Origin of the sequence: Chryseobacterium sp., from assembly GCF_019236175.1 — a bacterium.
Lineage (GTDB): Bacteria > Bacteroidota > Bacteroidia > Flavobacteriales > Weeksellaceae > Chryseobacterium.
Window position 1 is genome coordinate 211189 of sequence record NZ_JAFAJM010000006.1, and the last position, 24678, is coordinate 235866.

18 protein-coding genes and 1 tRNA gene are annotated in these 24678 nt (G+C 37.6%); 14 read left to right on the forward strand and 5 right to left on the reverse strand.

Features of this window, described 5'->3' with window-relative positions:
* Positions 1 to 49 precede the first annotated feature (49 nt).
* The 3 genes from JO178_RS06740 to JO178_RS06750 all read left to right on the forward strand — a co-directional run bounded on the left by JO178_RS06740 (position 50) and on the right by JO178_RS06750 (position 6536).
* Positions 50 to 3250: a S41 family peptidase gene (locus JO178_RS06740; protein ID WP_291933368.1), complete on the forward strand. Its 3201-nt coding sequence runs from the start codon at positions 50 to 52 to the stop codon at positions 3248 to 3250.
* Between the two features lie 348 nt (positions 3251 to 3598).
* A tRNA-Asn gene (locus JO178_RS06745) sits at positions 3599 to 3672 on the forward strand.
* A gap of 335 nt (positions 3673 to 4007) precedes the next feature.
* Positions 4008 to 6536 (forward strand): DUF5686 family protein, encoded by a 2529-nt coding sequence (locus JO178_RS06750; RefSeq protein WP_291933370.1) that lies wholly within the window; start codon positions 4008 to 4010, stop codon positions 6534 to 6536.
* A gap of 52 nt (positions 6537 to 6588) precedes the next feature.
* Here the strand turns inward: JO178_RS06750 and JO178_RS06755 are convergent, their stop codons facing one another.
* From JO178_RS06755 to rplU, 4 genes are all read right to left on the reverse strand, one after another.
* Positions 6589 to 7806, reverse strand: coding sequence for a T9SS type A sorting domain-containing protein (locus JO178_RS06755; RefSeq protein WP_291933372.1), 1218 nt, complete (start codon positions 7804 to 7806; stop codon positions 6589 to 6591).
* Between the two features lie 173 nt (positions 7807 to 7979).
* On the reverse strand, positions 7980 to 8150 hold the full coding sequence (locus tag JO178_RS06760; RefSeq protein WP_291933374.1) for a hypothetical protein: 171 nt from the start codon (positions 8148 to 8150) through the stop codon (positions 7980 to 7982).
* Between the two features lie 192 nt (positions 8151 to 8342).
* Positions 8343 to 8600, reverse strand: a complete 258-nt coding sequence (gene rpmA / locus JO178_RS06765; protein ID WP_002984034.1) for a 50S ribosomal protein L27 — start codon at positions 8598 to 8600, stop codon at positions 8343 to 8345.
* Between the two features lie 18 nt (positions 8601 to 8618).
* Positions 8619 to 9194, reverse strand: coding sequence for a 50S ribosomal protein L21 (rplU, locus tag JO178_RS06770; RefSeq protein ID WP_291933376.1), 576 nt, complete (start codon positions 9192 to 9194; stop codon positions 8619 to 8621).
* A 185-nt stretch (positions 9195 to 9379) separates the two neighbouring features.
* Here rplU and JO178_RS06775 point away from each other — a divergent pair, with 185 nt between their 5' ends.
* The 8 genes from JO178_RS06775 to JO178_RS06810 all read left to right on the forward strand — a co-directional run bounded on the left by JO178_RS06775 (position 9380) and on the right by JO178_RS06810 (position 19316).
* Positions 9380 to 10267: a metalloprotease gene (locus JO178_RS06775; RefSeq protein WP_291933378.1), complete on the forward strand. Its 888-nt coding sequence runs from the start codon at positions 9380 to 9382 to the stop codon at positions 10265 to 10267.
* 114 nt (positions 10268 to 10381) lie between these two features.
* Complete coding sequence (locus JO178_RS06780) at positions 10382 to 11470, forward strand: acyltransferase family protein (RefSeq protein WP_291933380.1); 1089 nt, start codon at positions 10382 to 10384, stop codon at positions 11468 to 11470.
* A 74-nt stretch (positions 11471 to 11544) separates the two neighbouring features.
* Positions 11545 to 12123, forward strand: a complete 579-nt coding sequence (locus tag JO178_RS06785; protein ID WP_291933383.1) for a tRNA-(ms[2]io[6]A)-hydroxylase — start codon at positions 11545 to 11547, stop codon at positions 12121 to 12123.
* 24 nt (positions 12124 to 12147) lie between these two features.
* Entirely contained in the window at positions 12148 to 12765 is a 618-nt protein-coding gene (locus JO178_RS06790; protein ID WP_291933385.1) for a DUF502 domain-containing protein, read from the forward strand.
* Between the two features lie 90 nt (positions 12766 to 12855).
* Entirely contained in the window at positions 12856 to 14232 is a 1377-nt protein-coding gene (locus JO178_RS06795; protein WP_291933387.1) for a tryptophanase, read from the forward strand.
* A gap of 249 nt (positions 14233 to 14481) precedes the next feature.
* Positions 14482 to 15561 carry an FAD-dependent monooxygenase gene (locus tag JO178_RS06800; RefSeq protein WP_291933389.1) on the forward strand — a complete coding sequence of 360 codons (1080 nt, stop codon included), beginning with the start codon at positions 14482 to 14484 and terminating at the stop codon, positions 15559 to 15561.
* 5 nt (positions 15562 to 15566) lie between these two features.
* Complete coding sequence (locus JO178_RS06805; protein ID WP_291933391.1) at positions 15567 to 16724, forward strand: pyridoxal phosphate-dependent aminotransferase; 1158 nt, start codon at positions 15567 to 15569, stop codon at positions 16722 to 16724.
* Positions 16725 to 16886: 162 nt separating this feature from the next.
* Positions 16887 to 19316 carry a TonB-dependent receptor gene (locus JO178_RS06810; RefSeq protein ID WP_291933393.1) on the forward strand — a complete coding sequence of 810 codons (2430 nt, stop codon included), beginning with the start codon at positions 16887 to 16889 and terminating at the stop codon, positions 19314 to 19316.
* A gap of 49 nt (positions 19317 to 19365) precedes the next feature.
* On the opposite strand, the gene JO178_RS06815 is transcribed toward JO178_RS06810, so the two are convergent.
* Entirely contained in the window at positions 19366 to 20583 is a 1218-nt protein-coding gene (locus JO178_RS06815; RefSeq protein ID WP_291933395.1) for a PQQ-dependent sugar dehydrogenase, read from the reverse strand.
* Between the two features lie 106 nt (positions 20584 to 20689).
* Between JO178_RS06815 and JO178_RS06820 the strand changes: the two genes are divergently transcribed.
* The 3 genes from JO178_RS06820 (at position 20690) to uvrB (ending at position 24664) form a co-directional block, all read left to right on the forward strand.
* Positions 20690 to 21061: a BlaI/MecI/CopY family transcriptional regulator gene (locus JO178_RS06820; protein WP_291933397.1), complete on the forward strand. Its 372-nt coding sequence runs from the start codon at positions 20690 to 20692 to the stop codon at positions 21059 to 21061.
* Between the two features lie 3 nt (positions 21062 to 21064).
* Positions 21065 to 22477 carry a M56 family metallopeptidase gene (locus JO178_RS06825; protein WP_291933399.1) on the forward strand — a complete coding sequence of 471 codons (1413 nt, stop codon included), beginning with the start codon at positions 21065 to 21067 and terminating at the stop codon, positions 22475 to 22477.
* 195 nt (positions 22478 to 22672) lie between these two features.
* The gene (gene uvrB / locus JO178_RS06830) at positions 22673 to 24664 is read left to right on the forward strand and encodes an excinuclease ABC subunit UvrB (RefSeq protein ID WP_291933401.1); all 1992 of its coding nucleotides are present in this window, start codon (positions 22673 to 22675) and stop codon (positions 24662 to 24664) included.
* The last annotated feature ends 14 nt before the right edge of the window (positions 24665 to 24678 follow it).

Here is a 24678-nt window from a genome sequence, read left to right on the forward strand (position 1 = left end):
TTTCATTCAAAAATAACATCATCCTTTTTCCAAGAATATCAAATTACCCATGAAAAGAGTCTTTATTTCATTATTCACTGCCTTTGCCATTATCCAGGTCTCAGCGCAGGAAAAATCTTATTTCTTATCAAGTCCTTCACTAAGCCCGGATGGAAAAACGGCTTATTTTGCTTATGACGGAGACCTCTGGAAAGCAGATACCAATGGCGGAAATGCGTCGAGAATCACTGCCCTGGACGGAGAGGAAATCAATCCCCGTATTTCTCCGGACGGAAAATGGCTTGCTTTCAGCTCCAATCAATATGGAAATTACGACGTATATGTAATGCCCGCTGAAGGCGGAACAATAAAGCAACTCACCTTCCATACCGGAAAAGACGAAATGGAAAACTGGGGCTGGGACAGCAAAACCATTTATTTTACATCCAACAGAGATAATAATTTCGGAAGTTTTAAAACAAGTATTGAGGGAAAAACTCCACAAAAGCTCTTTAATAATTATTTTAACAACACCAATGGACTTGCAGAAACTCCGGCCGGAGAATACCTTTTTACAAGCTCTTCTGAAAGCGCCAACCAGGTACAGCGTAAACATTATAAAGGAGAAAACAATCCTGATATTTTAGGATACACCCCCAAAAGCGGATCCTTTAAACAATACACCACCTATGAAGGGAAAGATTTTAATCCAAGTGTAGACAAAAACGGGACTGTTTATTTTATTTCCGATGAAAATAATAATGAATACAATCTCTATAAAATTGAAAACGGCAAAAAGACAGCATTAACCCAATTTGATACCTCGATTAAAAAACCCTTTGTTTCTGCAAACGGATCCAAAGTAATATTTGAAAAAGATTATCAGATCTATATTTATGATACTGCTGCCAAAACCACAAAGGTACTCTCCACCAGCCTGAATACAAATAAAACCCTGGGAAAGGAACAGAATTTCAGTGTAGAAAATACTATTTCTTATTATGACATCTCTCCGGATGGCAAAAAAATGGCCTTTGTAAGCCGTGGCGTTTTATTTGTTTCTGATATCGAAGGAAAGTTTACCCAGCAGATTTCGGACGGTAAGGAACGCGTCATGGAAGTTAAATGGCTCAAAGATAACCGTACCCTTCTTTTCAGCCAGACCGACAAAGGCTATCAAAACTGGTTCAGTATTCCTGCAGACGGAAAAGGCCAATCCAAACAATTAACACATGATGTACGCAACAACCGTAATATAACCTTTAACAATGATCTTTCAAAAGCGGTATATCTAAGTGGCCGTGATGAAGTAAGACTGATGGATCTTAAGAACTTCAGCTCTACGACAATTGTAAAAGATGAAATCTGGGCATTCCAAAACTCTGCACCTTCTTTCTCACCCAATAATGAATATGTGCTGTTCTCGGCAAAAAGAAATTTTGAACTGGATATTTTCGTTTATAATATCAAAAAAGGGCAGACGATAAACCTTACCAACACCGGAGTTTCCGAACAGGATCCTTGCTGGTCTCCCAATGGTAAGTATATCTATTTTGCCAGTGACAGAACCAACCCGTCTTATCCTTTAGGCATGCAGAAATCTAATATTTACAGAATGGCGCTGGATTGGTTTGATGAGCCTTATAAATCTGAAAAATTTGACAAATTGTTTACCGAGGAAGAAAAGAAAGAAGAAAAATCTACAGAAAAAAAGAAAGACGGCAAGGAAGACAACAAGGATAAAAAAGAAAAAACAGAAGAAAGCAAAGAGAAAAAAGAAGAAAAGGAAAAAGAGCCGGTTGTAAAAGAGCTGAAAGTCAATCCCGAAAATATTCTGGAAAGAATTGAGCTGGTTACAGACAGATATGGCTATCAGGATGACCCTGTTGTTTTCATGGATGACAAAAAAGAAATTTTGTTATTCAATTCCAATCAGGATAACGGCAAAAGACAGTTATTTAAAAAGGTTTTCACTGATTTTGAACCTGCCAAATCCGAAAAAATCTTCGACAAAGCAGCAGATTATATCACAAAAAATGACAAGAATCTTTTTAGTCTGATAGAAGGTAACATCTATAAGACAACTCTGACTGCTTTAAAACCGGAAAAAATCAACATTCAGTTTACTTTCAATAAAGATCTGGCTTCCGAATTCACCCAAATGTACGATGAAGCCTGGACCGGCGTTGAAGAAAACTTTTATGATGAAAACTTTCATGGCATCAACTGGAAAGCAAAAAAAGAACAATACGCCCGATATCTGCCTTATGTACATAACAGAAATGATCTGCGGGTCTTACTTAATGATCTTTTGGGTGAACTCAATTCTTCGCATACAGGATTCTCTTCAACCGGAAAAGAGGAAACCAGATACCTGAATTATTTCACCAATGAAACCGGAATTATTTTTAAGAAAGATCAACCTTACACAGTAGAACGGATTCTCCGAAAATCTCCGGCATTCCGTTCAGGTGTCGATATCAAACCGGGAGATCAGTTACTTAGTGTCAATGGAAAGAATATCGACCCTAATGAAAACCGGGATACTTACTTCACCACTCCTAAAAAACAGGATGAACTTGCTCTTACTTTTAACCGCGGAGGAAAAAATATAACAACCAAGGTACACCCGATTTCCTATACAGAGTTAAAAGGATTGCTTTACGATGACTGGATTTTCAACAACCGCCAACGGGTAAATCAGCTCAGCAATAACCGTATTGCTTATTCATACATGAAGAATATGTCTACTGATGAACTGGACCGTTTTCTTCTGGATATGGTGGAACAGGAAAACAGAAAAGATGCCGTGATTCTTGATCTCCGTTACAATACCGGTGGAAATGTTCATGATAAAGTATTAAATTTCCTTGCCCAGAAGCCTTATCTGCAGTGGAAATACCGCGAAGGGAAAATGACAACCCAGCCGAATTTCGCGCCTTCCGGAAAGCCTATTGTCCTGTTAATAAATGAAAGTTCATTAAGTGATGCTGAAATGACCGCAGCAGGCTTCAAAGCGCTGAAATTGGGAAAAATTATCGGTCAGGACACCTATCGATGGATTATCTTTACATCCGGAAAAAGCCTTGTAGACGGTTCATATTACAGACTTCCAGCATGGGGAACCTATACACTGGATGGGCAGAATCTGGAAAAAACAGGGGTCAAACCGGATATTTATATCAAAAACACATTCATGGACAGGCAACAGGATAACGATCCTCAACTGGAACGTGCTGTCCAGGAAATATTTAAAGATTTGAAGAAATAGAAAAAATAAGACTTGCAGAAATGTGAGTCTTTTTTACAGTCATTTTTATTGATTAAATAACTTTATTAAATATATATTCCGGTTATCGGAAAAACTAAAACTGAATTACAATCAGTTCCAAAAACCCCTGAAAAACTATAAAATGATCCGTTAACAACGGTCATTTATCATCCTCATAATGCTATTTATGATCTTTATTGGAAAATATTTGTAATGTTATAAAAAAATAATCGAAATATTTCTAATTGAAATTCAATACATTTAGTTAAAAATATTACAGAATAAGGAATAAAACTTGCTTGGTACGGATATTCCTGTTATATTTGCACCACTTAAAACAAAGGAAATTCCTCCTTAGCTCAGTTGGTTAGAGCATCTGACTGTTAATCAGAGGGTCGCTGGTTCGAGCCCAGCAGGAGGAGCAAAAAAGACTTACAGAAATGTAGGTCTTTTTTTTGGCTATTCATTTCCCGCGCAGGAGAATATTTAAAATGGATACAAGCCTTCAAAACCTTCTCTGATATTCAATTTCGGAGACTCTATAAATCCCTGACGGTACGACATTTTCAGACAGGATTAATTCACTGATCCATCATATTTTAGATCCTGGAATTTCCTGTTTATTTTTAATAAATACTAGACTTATTTTCGTTACATTTGCTGTTTCACCTTAAATCACGGAAATATTTTATTTTTTAATTTTTTTTATTAAATAAACTGCATACTTTTTGTTTGTGCTAATTGCTTGAAGAAACGAATGATGTTAAATTATAATTCTAAACACAATTTTTTATTTTTTTTCCTGACTGCCACCAGTTTTATGTGGGCTCAGAACAAGGCCAGTGGTAAAATTGTTGATGAAAAAAACAACAAAGAACTTAGTAAAGTTGATATCTTTATCAACAATGACAAAACACCTGCATTAACGACAACTTCCGGGAATTTCAGTATTCAGTCTGACAGTATTATCTATAAATTGAAATTTTCCAAAAAAAATTATACTCCGGAAACGCTTGATATTACTGCTGAAACTGCTGACAATATTTTCGTACAGCTTTCACAGGCAAAGGTGAGCAATATCCAGGAAATTGTCATCAGTACTTCCAAACCCAAATACAAAAACAAAAAAGAAAACCCGGCTTATGCTATTATGCAAAAAGTATGGGACCGTAAAAGAAATAACGGATTAGAAAAATTTGATACTTACTCGTATAAAGAATACGAAAAGACACAATTTGATCTTAACAACATAGACAGTACGTTTATGAAGAAAAAGATCTTCAAAAAGCTTGATTTTATTTTCGATTATGCAGACTCCACCGCCAGCGGAAGACTGGGGCTTCCTATATTCCTGAATGAGGCAGTATATGAAAATTACGGAAGAAACAAACCGGACAAAGACAGCAAGAGAACATTGGTAGCCCAAAAAACATCAGGCTTTCAGGACAATCAGGTGATTACCGTTTCTGCCAAAAACCTGTACAGGGATATCAATATATACGACAATACCCTTAATTATTTTGATATCGGCTTCCAGAGCCCCGTAGGATCCGATGGATTCAGTACTTACGACTACAGTCTTGTAGACACTATTGCTATTCACGGAGAGAAAGCTTTTCATATCAGATATCAGCCTAAAAGAAAAGATGTTCTGGCATTTCAGGGAAACCTTTACATTGATACTGATACTTATGCTGTTATAGGAGCAACTTTAAAATCAACACAAAAAATCAATGTGAATTTCGTTAATAGCGTTTCTACTCAACTTGAGTATGATAATCCTGATGAAAACACATTCCTTCCCAAAAAGCTTGTTACGGAATTTGAAATAAGCCCTTTTTCAAAAAAGAAGGGCTCTAAAAGTATTATTGCTAAAAGATCAGTAGATTACTCCGATTATCAATTCAATAAACCTTTAGATCCGAAAGTTTTCAAAAGAAAAGAAGAAGAATACGAAGACAAGTTTGTTGAAAAAGATGAAGCTTACTGGACCAAAGCCAGACCTGATACATTGTCCAAATCCGAACAGGGAGTATACAATATGCTTGATAAGCTGCAACAGACTCCCAAATTCAACAGAATGGTAAAGTTGTTTGAAACCCTGGGATCACGCCACTATAATGCCTTTAGAGGATTTGATTTCGGGCCCATTTTTTCAATATACGGAAGAAATAAAGTAGAAGGAGACAGAATAAGACTGGGAGGAAGAACTTATTTTGGGCTGAACGATATGTGGAGGGTTCAGTTTTATACTGCCTACGGATTCAAAGATCAACAGATAAAATATGGCCTTGAAGCCAGATATATGTTCAATAAGCTCAACCGGTTTATGGTTGGAGCCGGAACAAGCAGAGATATTCTCCAGCTTGGAGGCGCATTAACCAGCGGAGACGGAGTGACAACCAGAGCTCAGTCTGCATCAACATTTTTTGCAAGAGGAGACAATAATTCTTTAAGCTCAGTTAATCAAACTAAGGTATTTGTAGCTATTGAACCCTGGAAAAACGTGCAATTAAGGCTAGACGGGGTAATGCAAAGTATTAAATCTGCTAATCTTGAGCTTTTTAACCTTATGTATTATAAGGATGGAAACTTAAGAAAAACGGTCAATGATTCTCATATTACATTCAGTATTATTGCAAAACCCGGCGCACGATTCTCTCAGACCGGAATAGACAGATACCAGGCTAAAAACCTGGCTCCTACTATTGTATTGAGGTACACGAGAGGCATTGAAGGCCTCTTCAATGCTGACTTTAATTATGACAAACTTCAGTTTATGCTTTCCAAACCATTCCTCATCGGAACACTAGGAAAAACGATTGTGAATATTGAAGCCGGAAAAAACTTCAACACCGTTCCTTTGGCATTACAGAATATAATCCCCGCCAACCTTTCATACGGGCTCGTTCCTAATACCTTTGCACAGCTTAATTATTATGAGTTTGTAGCAGACACTTATGCAACGCTTAACCTTGAACATCATTTTAACGGGAAAATACTTTCTTACATCCCATTGATCAAAAAACTGAAACTTAGAGAAGTAGCTTTCATCAGAGGTGCCTATGGAACTTTAAGTGACGCCTCCAAAGCCATCAATGTTGAAGGATTTAAATATTCTGCACCAAGCGATCATATTTACTATGAATACGGATTCGGTATTGAAAATATTGGATTCGGAAATATCAGACTTTTCAGAGTGGACTTCAACTGGAGAGGAAATTATTTGGACAGACCGGGAATATCAAAATTCGGGGTTAAAGCAGGAATACAGGTAGGATTCTAATAGATATACAATAAAAAGCCGGACATTATGATAATGTCCGGCTTTTTATTTCTTATTTCTTAATCAGTTTCGTTGATTGCACATCCTTATCTGACTGAAGACGTAAATAATATACTCCCGCAGACAAAGACCGGATATCGATAAAACCATTCTCCTGTATAGCTCCTGAAGCCGCTATTTTTCCGGCTTCGTCCGTTATGTTATAGGTCTTATATTGTTGATTCCTTACATATACATAATCCGCAGCCGGGTTAGGATATACTTCTGCACGACGATCCTTTGCAATTAAATCCTCCTTTACCGCCAAATTAGACGGAGTGGCAAGCCATACTACTGAATTCACCAGAAGAGGTCTGTGATTTCCGTTGGCATCTGCCGCATATCCGTTATACAATGTATCATTGGGGTCACCTGTACCATCATCCGGCACAGAGCTGTCACCCAACACACATACCTTGCCATTACCATAGGTTGCTGTTGCAAACATTACATTTGTCGTTCCCGTATTGGAAGAACCTGTAGTAAATACAAGTCCCTGTACAGACGAATTAGCACTTCTATTTAAGGTCATCGTTGCTCCGTTAGAAAATTTCATTTGTGTAGGATTCCCCTGAGGACCTGATAAAATTGTTGGATTTGTATTTACCGGGGCAAAATTAGAAGTAGACGGAGACACATTATTCAGATCAATAGAAATTCCGAAAGGATTTGAAATCACTCCATTTGATGTAAAAAAATCATTCCAGATCGCCGGAGAGTCCCATCCGTCATTATTTCTGTCACTCTGGTTATGATCCGAAATCATAAAAAGCCCCCCGCCATTGGAAACAAAATTCAGCATAGCGGTTTTTTCTGAAGCCGTAAATTTAATATTAGGCTCATCGATAATAAATACTTTATAATTTGATAAATCCTGCGGGTTGGATGAGTTTCCATAGGTGATACTTCCGTTATAGGGAAGTGTTTCCACCACATAACCTTGTCGGACCAAATCAATTCCCCAGTAACTCAAAGCTCCCTGCCAATAGGTTTCCGGAGTAGCTGCATTAATTGAGCTTTGTGCCGGAGTCGGAATTCTTTGCGGATTAGATTGTGTACCTGTAGTGGCGACCCCTGTAGATGAAAAATAAAGATTATGAACGTCTGCATCTATAACCCAGTCTGCATTTCCTGCACTTTCTGCCTTTGTAGCATCAAATAATATTTTAGTCTGCGCCTGCCAGCTTACAGAAGCCAGCAGCCCCAGCATCAGTAAAATTTTTCCTTTCATGTTCAAGTTATTTAAAATGGGCTACAAAATTACCACTTTGAAATTCACCACCATTTAAAAAAATTAAAATATAATTAAAAATAAAAACCGCAGTCTCAGCGAAACTACGGCTATTAAATTTTATCTAAGTACCGGAATCAGCAACCTCGGTAATCTTATTATCAATATCTCGTCTAAAGGCAATCTGACAGCGAACATGGTTCCGAAAGCATACAGTGCGACTGCTCCCACGGGCTCCATCTGCACCATTGATCACATGACTGGAACATGGAAGGGCAGCTTGCTGCTACTCCGCCAATAATATTTTTCAAACTCGATTTGGTTAGTTTTCTTAAATTTTTCATAGTTATTTTGTTTATTATATAGCCTAGCCTATATGCTTTTCGGCATTCACAATTGATTAGGGATTGGTTGTTAGCAAATATATAAATATTTCACTCATAATGGTATATATATAAGAATATTTACCATTATATAGACAAACAAAAAAGCCTCAGCAAATGCTGAGGCTTTAATTTTTATAAAACGCTTAAAAATTATGCGTTTGGTTCTACAGATACGAAAGATCTGTTGTTTGCTTTCTTTCTGAAAACTACTTTACCGTCTACTAATGCAAACAAAGTGTGATCTTTACCGATTCCCACGTTATCACCTGGGTGGTGTTGAGTACCTCTTTGTCTAACAATAATATTTCCGGCAATAGCTTCTTGTCCTCCGAAAATCTTCACACCTAATCTTTTAGAGTGAGACTCTCTACCGTTCTTGGAACTACCGACTCCTTTCTTGTGTGCCATTTTATTAGTGGATTATTATTACTTATTAAGTGCTTTAAATTGATCAATATTCTTAACGATAGCAGCATCTACTTCTTCGTGAGTAAGGATCTTTTTCTCTAATTCAACTTTAACTGCTTTACCTAAAGTAATTAAAGTTTCTCTGTTTTCTTTAGACTGAGACAAGTTGTTTTTCTTTAAGTGATAGTTCAGCTCGTGATCTTCACTAAAGTTAACAGTTGCGTTGTCTGAAAGAACTTCAGCTTTCACAGTTTCTTTTTTAGCAGCTTTTTTAGCTCCACCTTCAAAACCAGTAATACCAGTGATTACGATTTGAGTTAAAGATTGTCTGTGACCATTTTTTACTTTGTAACCTTTTCTTCTTTTCTTTTTGAAAACGATTACTTTATCAGCTTTTACATGGTCAAGGATCTCTGCTTCCACAGTGATACCGCTTACAGCTGGGGCGCCTACAGTGATTGCACCGTTTACAGTAAGAAGAACTTTATCGAAAGAAACTTTCCCTCCTTTGTCTCCTTTTAAACGGTTTACAAACAACTTCTGGTCTTGCTCAACTTTGTATTGAAGCCCTGCTATTTCTACAATTGCAAACATTGTTTATAAAATTTTTAGTTATTTCGAGGTGCAAATATACAAATAAAATTCTAAACTGCTTACAATCAAAGCAATGTTTTTTTTACAAATATTCTATTCACTATGTTTTGAATAATTTTTAACAATAAAGTATTCACATATAAGAGATAATTTCATACCTTCGTTTAACCAAAACTAATATTTTTATGAAAAGAACATTTAATTTCTGCTTTTTAGCAGGTATTATCGCTGTTTCCTCACTCACATCGTGCAGCGATGACAAAATGGAAGACACTGTACTTCCTCAACAAGAGGCGTCAAGTGCAAAACTGGATCAGCCAAGCGCCCTTGAAAAAGCATGCTATTATGTGGATAACAACTGGAGTTCATCATCTGTTCTGATGACCGGGCTTCAAAATTCCGCAGATACCAGCTTTATGAATGGCCAGATGACTCAAATTGCCAGCATGTGGGGAAGAAGCAACCCAACTCTTAGATTTGTAAACGATCCTTCCAACTTCAATTCGACGTACAACGCCATTTCTTACTCCACAGGAAAGATTTATTATGGCTATGCCATCTATTATGATGCAAAAGCAAAAGGTGGAGATATTGTCAACGCTATGATCCTTGCTCATGAGTACGGTCATCAGTTACAATATATCTTCGGACTTCCAACAGTCAATGAAAATACCGCCAGACCTAATGAACTGGAAGCAGACGGTTTTGCAGGATATTACTTGAGAAGACCAAACGGTTACAATAAAACCAACTTCAGCGAAATTGCAGCAGCTTACGAATTCGCACAAAGCATCGGTGATTACCAGACAACCAGCCCGGGACACCACGGAACCCCTGCACAAAGAAGATCTGCAGTGCGTTTAGGATTCCTTTTAGGTCAATATGATCTTAATGCCGCTAATTTCGACTATAACTTCTTCTATTACTATCAGGGAGTTTTAAACGGAACTTACAAGATGGCTAAGAATACGGTAAGCCCTGAAATTGATGCTTACATGAGCCAGTATATCGATGAGCTTAGAAAAATTCAGACAGGAGAAATTTCTGCTGAAGAGTTCAAGCAGTTAAAATAACACAACATTCATTTTTAGCATATTTAATAAAGGAGGCAGACAATTTTGTTTGCCTCTTTTTATGCCCTTGAAAAATAGCAGAAGTTTATTTACTTTTGAACCATAACTTCTACAATGAAAAGAGATCTCTATATTGATTTTGCTAAAGGGCTGGCAACCCTTTCCATCGTATTCATCCACACCGCCTTCTGGTCAGGACAGTTTTATATTCCGGCCGAAGTAAGGGTATTTTCTCTTGTTTTTGATGTGGCTTTGTTTTATGCATTAAGCGGAATTACTTCCGGAGCCCATATTGAAAAAACCTTTTACAGACTTCTGAAACTACAGATCACTTATATGATTTTTGTAACGTTTTTGTTTTTTCTGGATTATTTCTTTAAAATATTTGGACTGACATTCTTCTCTATGGAGTGGCTTCAGAACTTCTACTCAACATTCGGATCAAAATATTCAGCCACAAACATTTCTGCTGTCCCGCAATGGGAAAATCTCGGTAACTGGTATTTGCATCAATATACCAATGCCGATACATTTCCGGTAGTTATGGGAAGTTTCTGGTATCTTAAAGTCTATTTTATTCTGACTGTATTCGGGGTATTAATTTTAAGATTCTTTCCCAAACATATCAACTGGTTCATCGGTCTTTGTATAAGTTTAACTTTATTATTCAACATTTTCCCTGAATATTACCCCGCAGGACAAGTGGGTTATGTAGCGTTTTACCTTGCTGTATTTTTAATCGGGAACAGGATGCGCGGAAAAAAGATTCCCGGTAAAATCATTCCGGCTATCTATACTTTCATTGCCGGAGCCCTGATCTGGATGTTCTGGTATTACGGATCCGATATTTTTTACAAAATTAATAAGAATAAATTCCCGCCGAAAATTCCTTATATTATATGGGCCCTGTTTTCGCTGGCCACTTTATTTACACTTTACAACAGGTTAAAAATCACAAAGGAGAACTTCATTACTTATATAGGCAGAAATGCTATTTTTTTCTACTTCGCTCAGGGAATAAGTTCTTCGCTGGTCTATTTTCTGGTCGTCCCTTTAAAAGAAAATATGCCCTGGTGGATTCTGATGATCATGATCTACAGCATCAATATTATGCTGGCTTTCATTATTTCAGCTGCCTTAAAAAAAGTGGATACTGCAGGATGGAACATTTTGGAATTCCTAAGAAGAAAGACAGCCTCTTAGCACTTTAACAGTTAATTTGAAATAAAATCATCTTTCTTTTCTCAATTTGTTTTAATTTTACAAAAATTTATAACATGTTTAAGTTGAAACTTCCCACTGATCCCAGGTGGGCAAATATTGCAGAAGGAAACATTGAAGAAATTTTGACGGACCATGCATGGTGTGAACAAAAGGCAGCGACTAACGCAATTACTTTGATTACTATGCTTCCGGAATATCCGGAAATGGTAACAGAACTTCTTGCTATCGCACAGGAAGAACTTGAGCATTTCAATCAGGTGCATGAGATCATCAAGAAAAGAGGATATACTTTCGGAAGAGCCAGAAAAGATGATTATGTCAACCAGCTAGCAAAATTCATTATTCAGGGAAGCAGAGAAGACCTGATTATAGACAAAATGCTTTTTGCCGCCATGATTGAAGCCAGAAGCTGCGAAAGATTTAAAGTGCTTACTGAAAACATAAAAGACGAAGAACTTAAAGTTTTCTACAAGGAACTCATGATTTCCGAAGCCAACCACTATACGACTTTCATCGGGTTTGCAAGGCAGCTCGGAGAGACCGAAGCCGTTAACAAACGTTGGGAAGAATGGCTGGAATATGAAGCAGAAATTATTAAATCCTTTGGTAATAAAGAAACCATACACGGTTAAAATATAAACAGTAAAGAGTATCCATTGAAGAAACCAAGCTTTGAAAATATAGCCAATCTGTTTCTGAAAAATTTTTTTCAGGGATTACTGATTATTGGTCCTATCGGGCTTACCATTTTTGTGATCTGGTATATTGTCAGCGCTATTGACAATCTGATCCCAGCTCTTGCCCACCAGATTCCGGGCCTTGTTTTCGTTTCAATTATACTATTTACAGCTATTTTAGGGTATCTTGGAAATAAGTTTGTGGTTGGAAGATTCTTTTTTGACACCATGGACAGCCTACTGGAAAAAACTCCGGGAGTCAAACATATTTATACTCCTACCAAAGACGTGATGTCTTCATTTGTGGGTGACAAGAAAAAATTCAACGATCCTGTATGGGTAAAAACCAACGAAAATCCTGAAATATGGAGAATTGGCTTTTTAACCCAAAAAGAAATGTCAGACGTTGATAAACATAACTATGTTGCGGTATACCTGCCCCATTCGTACGCGATTTCAGGCTGGGTGATTGTGACTGAAGAAAAAAACATCAAACCCGTAGTGGGAATGACTGCAGCTTCAGCTATGAAATTTGCAGTAAGCGGCGGTGTTGCCGGATTTCATTCTGATGAAAATATATTTAAAGCTCCGGAATAACCCCTATTCCACTTTAGATGTACATTGATGAATTTGAAAATTATTTTCAAAGAAATTTTCTTTACACACAATTTAAAAACATACCAACCCATGAATTTACCGTACGCGGAACCTTTCCGCATTAAAATGGTGGAAGAAATCCGCCAATCCACAAGAGAGGAAAGAGAACAATGGCTTAAAGAAGCTAACTATAATCTCTTCAACTTAAAATCTTCACAAGTTTTTATTGATCTTTTAACAGATTCCGGAACCGGAGCCATGTCCGACAGACAATGGGGAGCACTGATGACCGGAGATGAAAGCTATGCAGGATCACGCTCTTTTGAGCAATTACAAAATACCGTTGAAAGCATTACAGGGTTTAAATACCTACTCCCTACCCATCAGGGAAGAGCTGCTGAAAACGTACTTTTTTCAGTATTGGTAAAAGAAGGCAATGTAATTCCCGGAAACTCTCATTTTGACACAACAAAAGGACATATTGAATTCAGAAAAGCTCATGCTGTTGACTGTACAATTGATGAAGCTTTTGATATCAATGATCTCCACCCATTCAAAGGAAATATCAATCTTGAAAAACTGGAGAATATTTACAAAAGTCATCCTAAAGAAAATATTCCCTTCTGCTTAATCACCATTACCTGTAACTCTTCAGGAGGGCAACCTGTTTCTCTTGAAAATATGAAAGCCGTAAAGGCTCTTTCGGATCAATATGGAATTCCGGTTTTCTTCGATTCTGCAAGATTTGCCGAAAATGCATATTTCATCAAGAAAAGAGAGCAGGGACAAGAAAACAGAAGCATTAAAGAAATCTGTAAAGAGATTTTCTCCTACGGAGACGGAATGACCATGAGTTCTAAAAAGGACGGACTGGTAAATATCGGTGGTTTTATCGCTTTAAACAATGAAGAAATCTTCAGAAAAGCTTCTAACTTCACCATTATTTATGAGGGCTTTATTACTTACGGAGGAATGGCAGGAAGAGATATGGCAGCATTGGCTGTAGGTCTTGATGAAGCTACAGAATTCGCTTATCTTGAAAGCAGAATATCTCAGGTAGAATACCTCGGAAATAAACTTATCGAGTATGGAATTCCGGTACAGAAACCTATCGGAGGACATGCTGTTTTTATAGATTCATTAAATTTCCTTCCCAATGTTTCCCGTGCAGAATATCCGGCACAAACCCTGGGACTTGAGATTTACAAAGAGGCAGGGATCAGAACTGTAGAAATCGGGACTTTACTGGCAGACAGAGATCCTGAAACGAGAGAGAACCGTTATCCGAAACTGGAGCTGGTACGTCTGGCTATTCCGAGAAGAACCTATACGAATAATCATATGGATTATATTGCAGCAGCCGTAAAGAATGTCTATGAAAGGCGTGAGGAGATTGCAAAAGGGTATAAAATCACCTGGGAGCCGGAAATATTAAGGCATTTCACCGTTCACCTTGAAAAAGCATAAAAACAAAACCGGAATCTTTTCCGGTTTTTTTATACCTTTTCACCAGATTATTATGCTGCTAATATTAAATAAATCAAAAACTTAGCACGTCAACACATATTCTATGCATTTCATTTTATTTATTGGAAATTCTAAATTAATTTAATTTATTTTTTTCAAATCATGAATGTTTTTAATTTACATTTGCACCTATCTAAAAAAATTACGAAAAGTAATTAAACACCAACTGAAAAAATCCGTTATTCCGAAATGAAGAAAATTGCTGTCGTGGGCGCCGGTATTTCCGGCTTGAGCATGGCGAATTACTTAGAAAAACATAATTTTGATTATCATATTTATGAAAGAAGAAAAAAAGAGGATCTGGCCGGACATGGTTTTCTTCTTCCACAGGAAGGTATTGAACTCCTGTCCCATATTGTAGATCCGGATCTTCTTTTTCGACACGGAAATTTTCTGAAAAAATATATACAATATTCACATACGGGAAAAATACTGGCCGAGAAAGACCTCAACAATGTATTTGTTATTTCAAGACAATCATTGATTCGTATTTTAGGGCAAAACATCGCTCCTGAAAAAATTACGTATGAAAAAACACTGGCACTTTCGGCTGACGGAAAAGGAAGTCTGACAGAACCCGACGGAACAGCTATTGATTTTGACATTGCTATTATCTCGGACGGATCCAGAAGCCGTATCAGAAAGGAAATGTTTAAGGATGAAAAAATGAAAATGGTTCAGGAAAATGAAGTAGTCAATATTATTCAAAATGAGGAAATAGCAGCCCGTATTGAAAATAACTTCATGAAATTCCACCATGAAAAAGGAGGGCTTACCTTCGGAATACTAAAAATTTCGGCAGACACTATTTTGTGGTATTCACAATTTGATAATGAAAAATATAAGATTAGTGAAGAATGTTCTGTAGGCAATCTGAAAAAATACATGGCAGAAATTTTTGAAGAATGGCATCCTCTGGTTTCATCCATTATCAGAGAATCCAGCTATGAAAACGTACATTTATGGCATGTTTATGAACTGGAAGAACTCAACCCGTTTTATAAGGACAATATAGTTTTTATCGGGGATGCCGCTCATCCGCTGATTCCTTTTACCAGCCAGGGAGTAACCTCAGCATTAAAGGACTCATTCATTCTCACTAAATATCTCGTTGAAGAAGAAAACAGCTTCAGTGCTTTCAGAAAATATGAAGCGGAAAGGAGACCGGAAATTGACATTCACATCAAAAACGGAAGAACTCTCCTGGAACAGTTTTTACTTCCTCTCGACCAACACTCACAAAATATTTTACCAATCTCATATAAATAAAAAGAATGTTTACTAATAACGATATCAATTTTGAGGCTCTGAAAAGAAAAGCTTATAACGGAAGATGGGCAACACTGGAAGACGGGATTATCCCGTTGACAGCTGCAGACCCGGATTTCAGAACTGCTCCTGCAATTGAACAGGGAATCATTGAATATATTAAAGACGGTTATCTCAGCTATGGCCCTTTTTCCGGACTTCCTGAGTTTAAGAAGACTGTTTCAGACCACTTTAACACAGAAAAATTTGGGAATTTTACTCCAGAAAATGTTCTAGCAGTCAATAGTGCCGCACAGGGAATGTTTCTGATAGCATCTTATCTCTTAAAGCCCGGAGAAGAAGCTATTATTTTAGACCCTGTAGATTTTTTGTTTAAAAAATCTGTAGAAGCCGTTGGTGGAAAGGTTGTATTATGCCCTGTTGATACGGAAACCGGAGCCATTGATTTTGAAAAAATGGTTTCTTTAATCACGCCAGACACCAGAATGATCAGCATTTGTAACCCTCACAATCCTTTGGGAAAAGTATATTCTAAAGAAGTTTTGAAAAAAATTTCTGAAATAGCTTCTGCTCACGATCTGTGGGTAATGAGTGATGAAATATGGAGTGATATCGTATACGATCAAAAAGACTTTCACACCTACTCATCGGTTTCTGAAGAAGCGAAGAAAAAAAGCTTCACAGTATATGGTTTCTCAAAATCATTTGGAATTGCCGGGCTGAGGATCGGTGCTGTTCTATGCCATGATCAGGAAATTTTTGAAGACTTTATTGAAAAATCAAATTTCAATTCCACCATAGAAGGGGTTTCCACCTTATCACAAATTGCGGCCAGTGTAGCGCTGGAAAAAGCAAAACCCTGGTACAGAGACTTTCTCAGTCATTTACAACACAACCGCGATCTTGCATTTAAGACATTAAGCCATTCTGAAGTATTGCATCCTAATCTTCCTGAAGCTACTTTTGTTTTATTTCCAAAAATCAAAAACGGACTAACCAGCGAGGAGTTCGCCAATCATGCTCTGCATCACGGAAAAGTAGCGATTGTTCCCGGATCGGAAAGATGGTTTGGAAAAGGCGCGGAAGGCCATGTAAGAATCTGCTTCTCAACATCTCAGGAGATTTTAGAAGAAGGACTTCACCGACTTCTCAAAAGCTTTTAGCGTTAAAATTTTTCATTAAAAAAATACAAAAAGTTATTATTTTACTTAAAATTAACCAAAACACAATAAACTTAAAATATTACTAATAAATAGCAAATTTTAATGCCGATTTAAACATAAAAATATATAATTTTGAGACAATCACCACCAAAAGTCTCAAATATGAAAATAAAATACATCAGCGCTATTTTTCTTTGCGCTTCTTCTCTTTCTTATGCTCAGCAGATCAAAGACACTCTTACCAAAGAATCAAAAATAGAAGAAGTTGCCATCACCGGAAGCCGGAATAAAAAGAGGACAGTCATTAATACACCGGTACCTATTGATATTATTGATATTAAACAGGTAAGCCAGTCAACCGGACAGGTAGAAGTGAATCAGCTGTTACAGTTTGCTGCCCCTTCTTTCAATTCCAATAAACAATCGGGATCAGATGGCGCTGATGCTGTAGATCCGGCTACACTCAGAGGACTGGGGCCGGACCAGACTCTTCTTTTACTGAACGGAAAAAGATACCATCAGTCTTCATTGATAAATCTTTTCGGAACGAAAGGAAGAGGAAACACCGGGTCAGATATGAATACCATTCCCATTGGGGCCATAAAACGGGTAGAAGTTCTTCGCGACGGAGCCTCAGCCCAATATGGTTCGGATGCGATTGCCGGGGTCATCAATGTTATTTTAAATGACCGTAATAAAGGTTTCGAGGGAAATGTTTTCTACGGAATGAATTTATTTAAAAGCCCCGGAAACAATGATGTTGTATCCGACCATAAAGTTGATGGTATTACCTTTGATTTTAACGGAAATTTGGGAACGAAAATAGGTTCCAGGGGAGGTTTCGGAAACTTTACCGCTGAATTTATCAATAAAGATTATGCCATCCGTAATGCCAATCCTGACAAATATACCGCGCCCAGACAACGTTTCGGCGATGCTAAGGCTCAAAATATTTATTTTTTCGGAAATATTGAGCTTCCATTGTCTGACGGGCTGAAATTCTATTCACGTCAGGGATTCTCACACAGAAATACCAACGCATATGCATGGACAAGAACTCCTGATGCGGACGGAAACATCCCTGCAGTTTATCCCAACGGCTTTAATCCGATTGAGGATACTAATATTACAGATTTCACATTTGATAACGGACTTACATTCAAAGTGGCAGACTGGGATGTGGACTTTTATAACGCCTTCGGGAGCAACAGATTTACCTATGATATAAAAAATACCATTAATGCGACTTTGGGAGTAAATTCTCCGACAAGCTTTTATGCCGGCGGACATTCTTTACTACAAAATACCACCGGCTTCAACGCAAGCAAACCATTCAAAGTTCTCGAAGGACTTAATATTGCTTTCGGATCAGAATTCAGATATGAAAAATTTGAAATTATAAAAGGAGAACAGGCTTCGTATACGATGTATGATATCAACGGAAACCCTGTAACGTCAGCCACTCCAGGAGCTCTCCTGATTACTAATCCCTTATCCGGACAGGTAAGACCCGGCGGTTCTCAGGGGTTTCCGGGCTACTCCACGGATGTCGCCAAAAGCAGAAATAATTTTGCCGCTTATGTAGACACGGAACTGGATATTACAAAAAAATGGATGATCAGTCTGGCCGGAAGATTTGAAAATTATAATGATTTTGGAAGTACTTTAAACGGTAAGTTTGCTACAAGATATGCCATCACTCCTCAGTTTGCATTCCGCGGGTCGGTTTCTACCGGCTTCAGAGCGCCTTCTCTGGCTCAGAAGTATTACAGCCAGCAATTCACTAATTTTCAGGGAGGACAGCTTGTTACCATTCAGCTTGCATCTAATGACAGTAAACTGGCCAATAATCTCGGAATTCCTCAGTTAAAACAGGAAACATCATTGAACGGGAGTGCCGGATTTACGTTCAATACGGGAAAATTTACCGCAACTGTAGACGGGTATTACATCAAGGTTAAAAACAGAATTGTTCTGACAGGATATTTCTCCAGAGACGATCTGCCCCAAACAATACAGGATGAAAACCCATACATAGATCAGGTTCAGTTTTTTTCCAACGCTATTGATACCCGCACTAAAGGAATTGACGTCATACTAAGCTATAATGAAAATATCGGTTCCGGTAAACTGACCGCTACTTTAGCCGGAAATTATAACGACATGGAAATTACCAAAGTAAATACTTCTGAACAACTGAAGGGTAAGGAAGATATCTACCTTAGTGCCAGAGAAAAAGCTTTTATCTTAGCTTCAGCTCCCAAAACGAAAATCAATCTGAATCTCAATTATAAAATCAGCAGATTTAATGCAAACCTACAATTGGTAAGATTCGATAAGATAACCCTGATCGGGTATGACGGAGCGCAACAGGTATATAATCCGAAAGTGACCACAGACATTTCTTTCGGGTATGAGTTCTCCAAAAACCTCAACTTAACATTGGGCAGTAAAAATATATTCAACAGATATCCAACGCTCCAAACTACTCAGGTAAGTTCCGGAAATACGGAATCAGGAGGTATTTTTGATCCTGTGCAAATGGGGTTTGCCGGAAGACAGGTATTCGCAAGGCTGAACTTCAGATTTTAATATTTTTTACCAAAAAACTCCTGAATAACATTTTCAGGAGTTTTTTATATTATTTTTTCGAAATCTTATAGAGTTTCCCACTGTCTGTTATCCCGTATAAGTTCCCGTCCATCCCGTTCAGTACATCCCTGAAACGTTCTTTCTGATCAACGAGCAGCCGCTCTTCACCCACTACTTTATTATCCTTCATCACAATCCTGTCAATATGCTCTCCGCTCAGGCAGCCTATAAAAAGATTTCCTTTCCACTCTTCTATATTTCCGGTGTAGAAAGCAATACCGCTTGGGGAAATCACAGGATCCCAGTAATAAACAGGCTGTTCTGTACCTTTTTTTTGCGTAATTCCTTCCCCTACTTTCAGTCCGGAATATTCAATACCATAGGTGACATCTCCCCAACCGTAGTTTTTACCGGGCTGGATAAGATTAATCTCATCCCCGCCTCTCGGGCCCATTTCAACATCCCAGAGATTTCCGTTAGGATCAATGGCCATTCCCTGTGGATTTCTGACTCCGTACGCATATATTTCAGGTTTATATCCCGCTTTTCCTATAAATGGATTTCCGGGAGCCGGTAACCCGTCTTTTGTGATTTTTAATATCTTTCCTAAATAATTATCCGTTTTCTGTGCATACACTCTGGTAACCTTATCAGATCTTTCTCCGGTACTTACAAATAAATTTCCGTCTTTATCAAATGCCAGTCTGCTTCCGTAATGCTTGTCTCCGTCATAAGAAGGTTCTGCCCGGAAAATCACTTTAACTTCGGAAATCATTTTAAGATCCGCAGATAGTTTTCCTTTGGCAACGGAAGTAAGATTTCCTTTTCCGAAGGGTTCTGAAAAACTGAAATAAATAATATGATTGATTTTGAAATCAGGATCAAGCGCCACATCGAGCATTCCGCCCTGCCCTTTTGAATCTACTTTTGGAAAACCATCTATTCTGGAAACCTGTTTTCCGTCTGTGGAGACCACATTCATAAATCCGTTTTTATCTGTAATGAGGAATCTTCCGTCAGGCAGGTTGATAATTCCCCATGGCCTCCCGAGCTCTTTATTTAAAATTTCTACCTGATAAGGAGTGGAGGTTTGCACAGCTTTTATTCTCGTCTGTCCTTTAAAGGCTGGTTGATAATCTGAATTGGGCTTATCTGTTTCTACACTGCCATCTTTTCCTAATTGCTGCGCATTAATATTATTCTTTTTACAAGAGCTCAGCATAAAAAAAACACACAGAACCTGAATATAAAATTGACTGATTTTCATAAGATTACTATTATGTGATTAAAAAATGAATGGAAAAATAATGCCATAAAATTTGTCAGGTTAAAAGTTTATTCTACATTTGTAGAACAAATTACAATATTGTAGAATGAAAGAGATAAAATTAACAGATTCTGAAAAGGCTCTTATGGAAATTCTTTGGGAAAAGAAACATGTTTTCATGAAAGATATTCTGGATTCGTACCCAGAGCCTAAACCCGCAGCAACAACCATAGCAACTCTGCTAAAAAGAATGCAGAATAAGGATATGGTGGGCTATACATTATATGGAAATTCCCGTGAGTACTACCCAAAGGTAGAAAAAGGGGAGTATTTCAGAGAGGAAATGACCTCCATGATTAACCGTTTCTTCAACAGTTCCGTGACTCAGTTTGCTTCTTTCTTTACATCCAATGCTAAACTCAGTCAAAAACAGCTGAAAGAACTCCGTGATATAATAGATCAACAGATAAAAGATTAATATATGCTTCTTATTATCCTAAAAATCATTCTGTGCTCTTCTCTTTTCATGACAGTATATTATCTGTTTTTAGGAAAGGAGAAAATTTACATATTTAATCGATTTTATTTGTTGGGCTCATTGGTCTTGTCTTATCTGATTCCTTTTATGACATTCAGATTGCCTTCCCGGGAAATCGTGGAAAACCCCCGATTGATTCTTGAAGAAACCACACAACAAATAGGTTCAATACAGGCTGAACAGGCAGAGTTTAACCGGGTTTACGTATTGGGAACAATATATGTCAGCGTGAGTCTTTTTCTCTTGATAAGAAGTATACTGGCCTTTATCACTATCAGACGAATACGAGGAAAAAAACTCATTTACCAGAATTATCAGGTTATTATTACAAAGAAAAACTTCTCTCCGCTCAGCTTCTGGAACACCATCTATATGGGGCAAAACTATGTAAAAAATAATGCTATTGATCCCAGAATTTTCATTCATGAAAAAAGTCACCTTGATCAGAAACACAGTATTGATGTGATGCTTATTGAATTTTTTACCATTTTCACATGGTTTAACCCGGTCCTATTTTTATTTAAAAAAGCAGTACTTAATAATCATGAGTTTTTAGCGGATGAGGCTGTTTTGACCCATAGATTTAATCTTAAAGAGTACCAGAGTCTGATACTCGACGAAATAATCAGCAGACAAAATCTGCATCTGACCCATTCATTTAATTTTACAAACACCAAAAAACGATTGATCATGATGAACACAAAGAAATCCAGATTCAGCCTGTTGCGAAAAACCGCAGGCATTACGGTAATCCTTACTTCTATTGCTCTGTTTTCTGAAAAAACTTATGCGGGAGAAGTAATAACTGTAAAAACTAAACTTTTTTCAGATGACAAAAATTCTGACATACCGAAAATTTCCGGTACCAGACCAATAGAAAATCCAGTACTTTCAAATGATGAACAGCAAGAAGTATTCAGAAAAAATCCGGCAGCACTGTCTGAATTAAAAAAAGAAAAAACCGGAACTATTTCAGATACAATTGCTCCAAAAACAAAAAGTAAAGAGGGTGAAAACACAGAGACTTCCGCAAATTCGATTTCAACACAAAATCTTACACAGGCAGAATATCCTGACGGAATAAAAGCATTGAGGCAAAAAATAGGACAAAATATGGACCTTTCTGAGATGACCAGCCTTAAAGGGACGATAACTTCAATGGCTTATATTCAGATCGACGAAAACGGTAAAGCAACCCATATAACAGCATCCGGTGACAATGAAGTATTCAATAAAGAATTCATTAAAACAATGACTTCCATAAGTAATGAAACAAACTGGAAGCCAGCCACACAAAACGGTAAAGCAATAGCCTCAGTGTTAAAGATTCCCGCAAAGATGTCCTTTGTTCCATAATTTAAAAGCGCTTTTCAGCGCTTTTTTCATGCTTTATTCCTTAAAAAACCTTCTACCTTTATATTCTAAGCACTGTTTTAAAAAAAACCTACTATTGAGCAAACCGGTTAAAATTTTATAATCAAAAGATTCAACATCAAAACTTTATATGCCTAAATATTTCTTTCGTATTTTTGTTGTATACATTCTTTTTCTATGGATTTTAAGCTTCAATCAGAATATAAACCAACCGGCGATCAGCCTCAGGCAATTGAAAAACTTACAGAAGGGATTGAGATTGGTGAAAAATACCAGACTCTTCTTGGGGTAACAGGTTCCGGTAAAACCTTTACTGTGGCTAATGTTGTACAGAATGTGCAACGACCGACTTTAGTACTGGCCCACAACAAAACTCTGGCCGCTCAGCTGTTTATGGAGTTTAAAGAATTCTTTCCAGAAAATGCGGTGGAATATTTTGTCAGTTACTATGATTATTATCAACCGGAAGCTTATATCGCTACCACCGGAACGTATATTGAAAAAGACCTGAGTATCAATGAAGAAGTTGAAAAACTACGTCTTTCCGCAACAGCCAGTCTTCTTTCCGGAAGAAGGGACGTGTTGATTGTAGCTTCAGTATCCTGTATTTACGGTATTGGAAACCCTACCGAATTTCATAAATCTCTGATTTCAATAGCGATTGGAGAAAAAGTAACAAGAACAGCTCTTCTTCATTCATTAGTGAGTGCCTTATATGCCAGAACATTAAATGAATTCCAGAGAGGAACTTTCCGTGTAAAAGGAGATGTCATTGATGTTTTCCCGGCCTATGCAGATAACGCCATCAGAATTCAGTTTTTTGGAGATGAAATTGAGAAAATTCAAAGTTTTGATCCGGTAACCGGAAATGTAGAATCCAGCTTTGACCAGATTCAGATTTATCCTGCTAATCTTTTTGTGACCTCAAAGGAAACATTAAACGGGGCGATCAGAGAAATTCAGGATGATATGGTAAAGCAGGTTGATTTCTTTAATTCAATCGAAAAACCTCTGGAAGCCAAGAGACTTCAGGAAAGGACCGAGCTGGACCTTGAAATGATCAAGGAACTGGGGTATTGTTCAGGAATTGAAAATTATTCCAGGTATCTCGACGGCAGGCTTCCCGGAACAAGACCCTTCTGCCTGATTGATTATTTTCCTAAAGATTTTTTGATGGTAATTGACGAAAGCCATGTAACAGTTCCACAGGTTCATGCTATGTATGGTGGTGACCGGAGCAGAAAAGAGGCTCTGGTAGAATACGGTTTCAGACTACCTGCTGCAATGGACAACCGGCCATTGAAGTTTGAAGAATTTGAAAGCATGCAGAATCAGGTCGTTTATGTTTCCGCAACACCTGCAGATTATGAGTTGGAAAAAACAGGCGGAGCCTATATAGAACAAATCATTCGGCCAACGGGACTTTTGGACCCTATTATCGAAGTAAGGCCTACTTTAAATCAGATTGATGATTTAATGGAGGAAATCCAGAAAAGATCTGATGCTGATGAAAGAGTATTGGTAACCACTCTAACGAAAAAAATGGCAGAGGAGCTTACCAAATATTTCACAAAATTCGGAATCAGAACAAGATATATTCACTCTGATGTGGAAACCCTGGAAAGGATCCAGATTATGCAGGATCTGCGTTTAGGGCTTTTTGATGTCTTAATTGGTGTTAATCTATTAAGAGAGGGATTGGATTTACCGGAGGTTTCTTTAGTAGCGATTCTTGATGCGGATAAAGAAGGGATGTTGAGAAGCAGAAGATCAATGATTCAGACCGTAGGACGTGCTGCAAGAAATATCAACGGAAAGGCGATTATGTATGCTGACAAGATCACCAAATCCATGCAGGCCACCCTGGATGAAACCGAATACCGACGAGCCAAGCAGATGCAGTATAATGAAGATCATGGGCTTCAACCCAAAGCTCTTAATAAAAAAATATCGGAAAACCTTGTCGGAAGAAGCAAAGATTTTCCGGATGAAAAATATACTCAAAAAGAAATTCTGCAAAAGGTGGCAGAAACAAAAGCAAGCTATACAGACGGAGATATAGAAAAAATGATCGAGCAGAAGCAAAAAGAAATGGAAGCTGCAGCCAAAAACCTCGACTTTATCAGGGCCGCAAAATTAAGAGATGAAATTGCAGCATTGAAAAGCTAGCGATCTTCATTAGA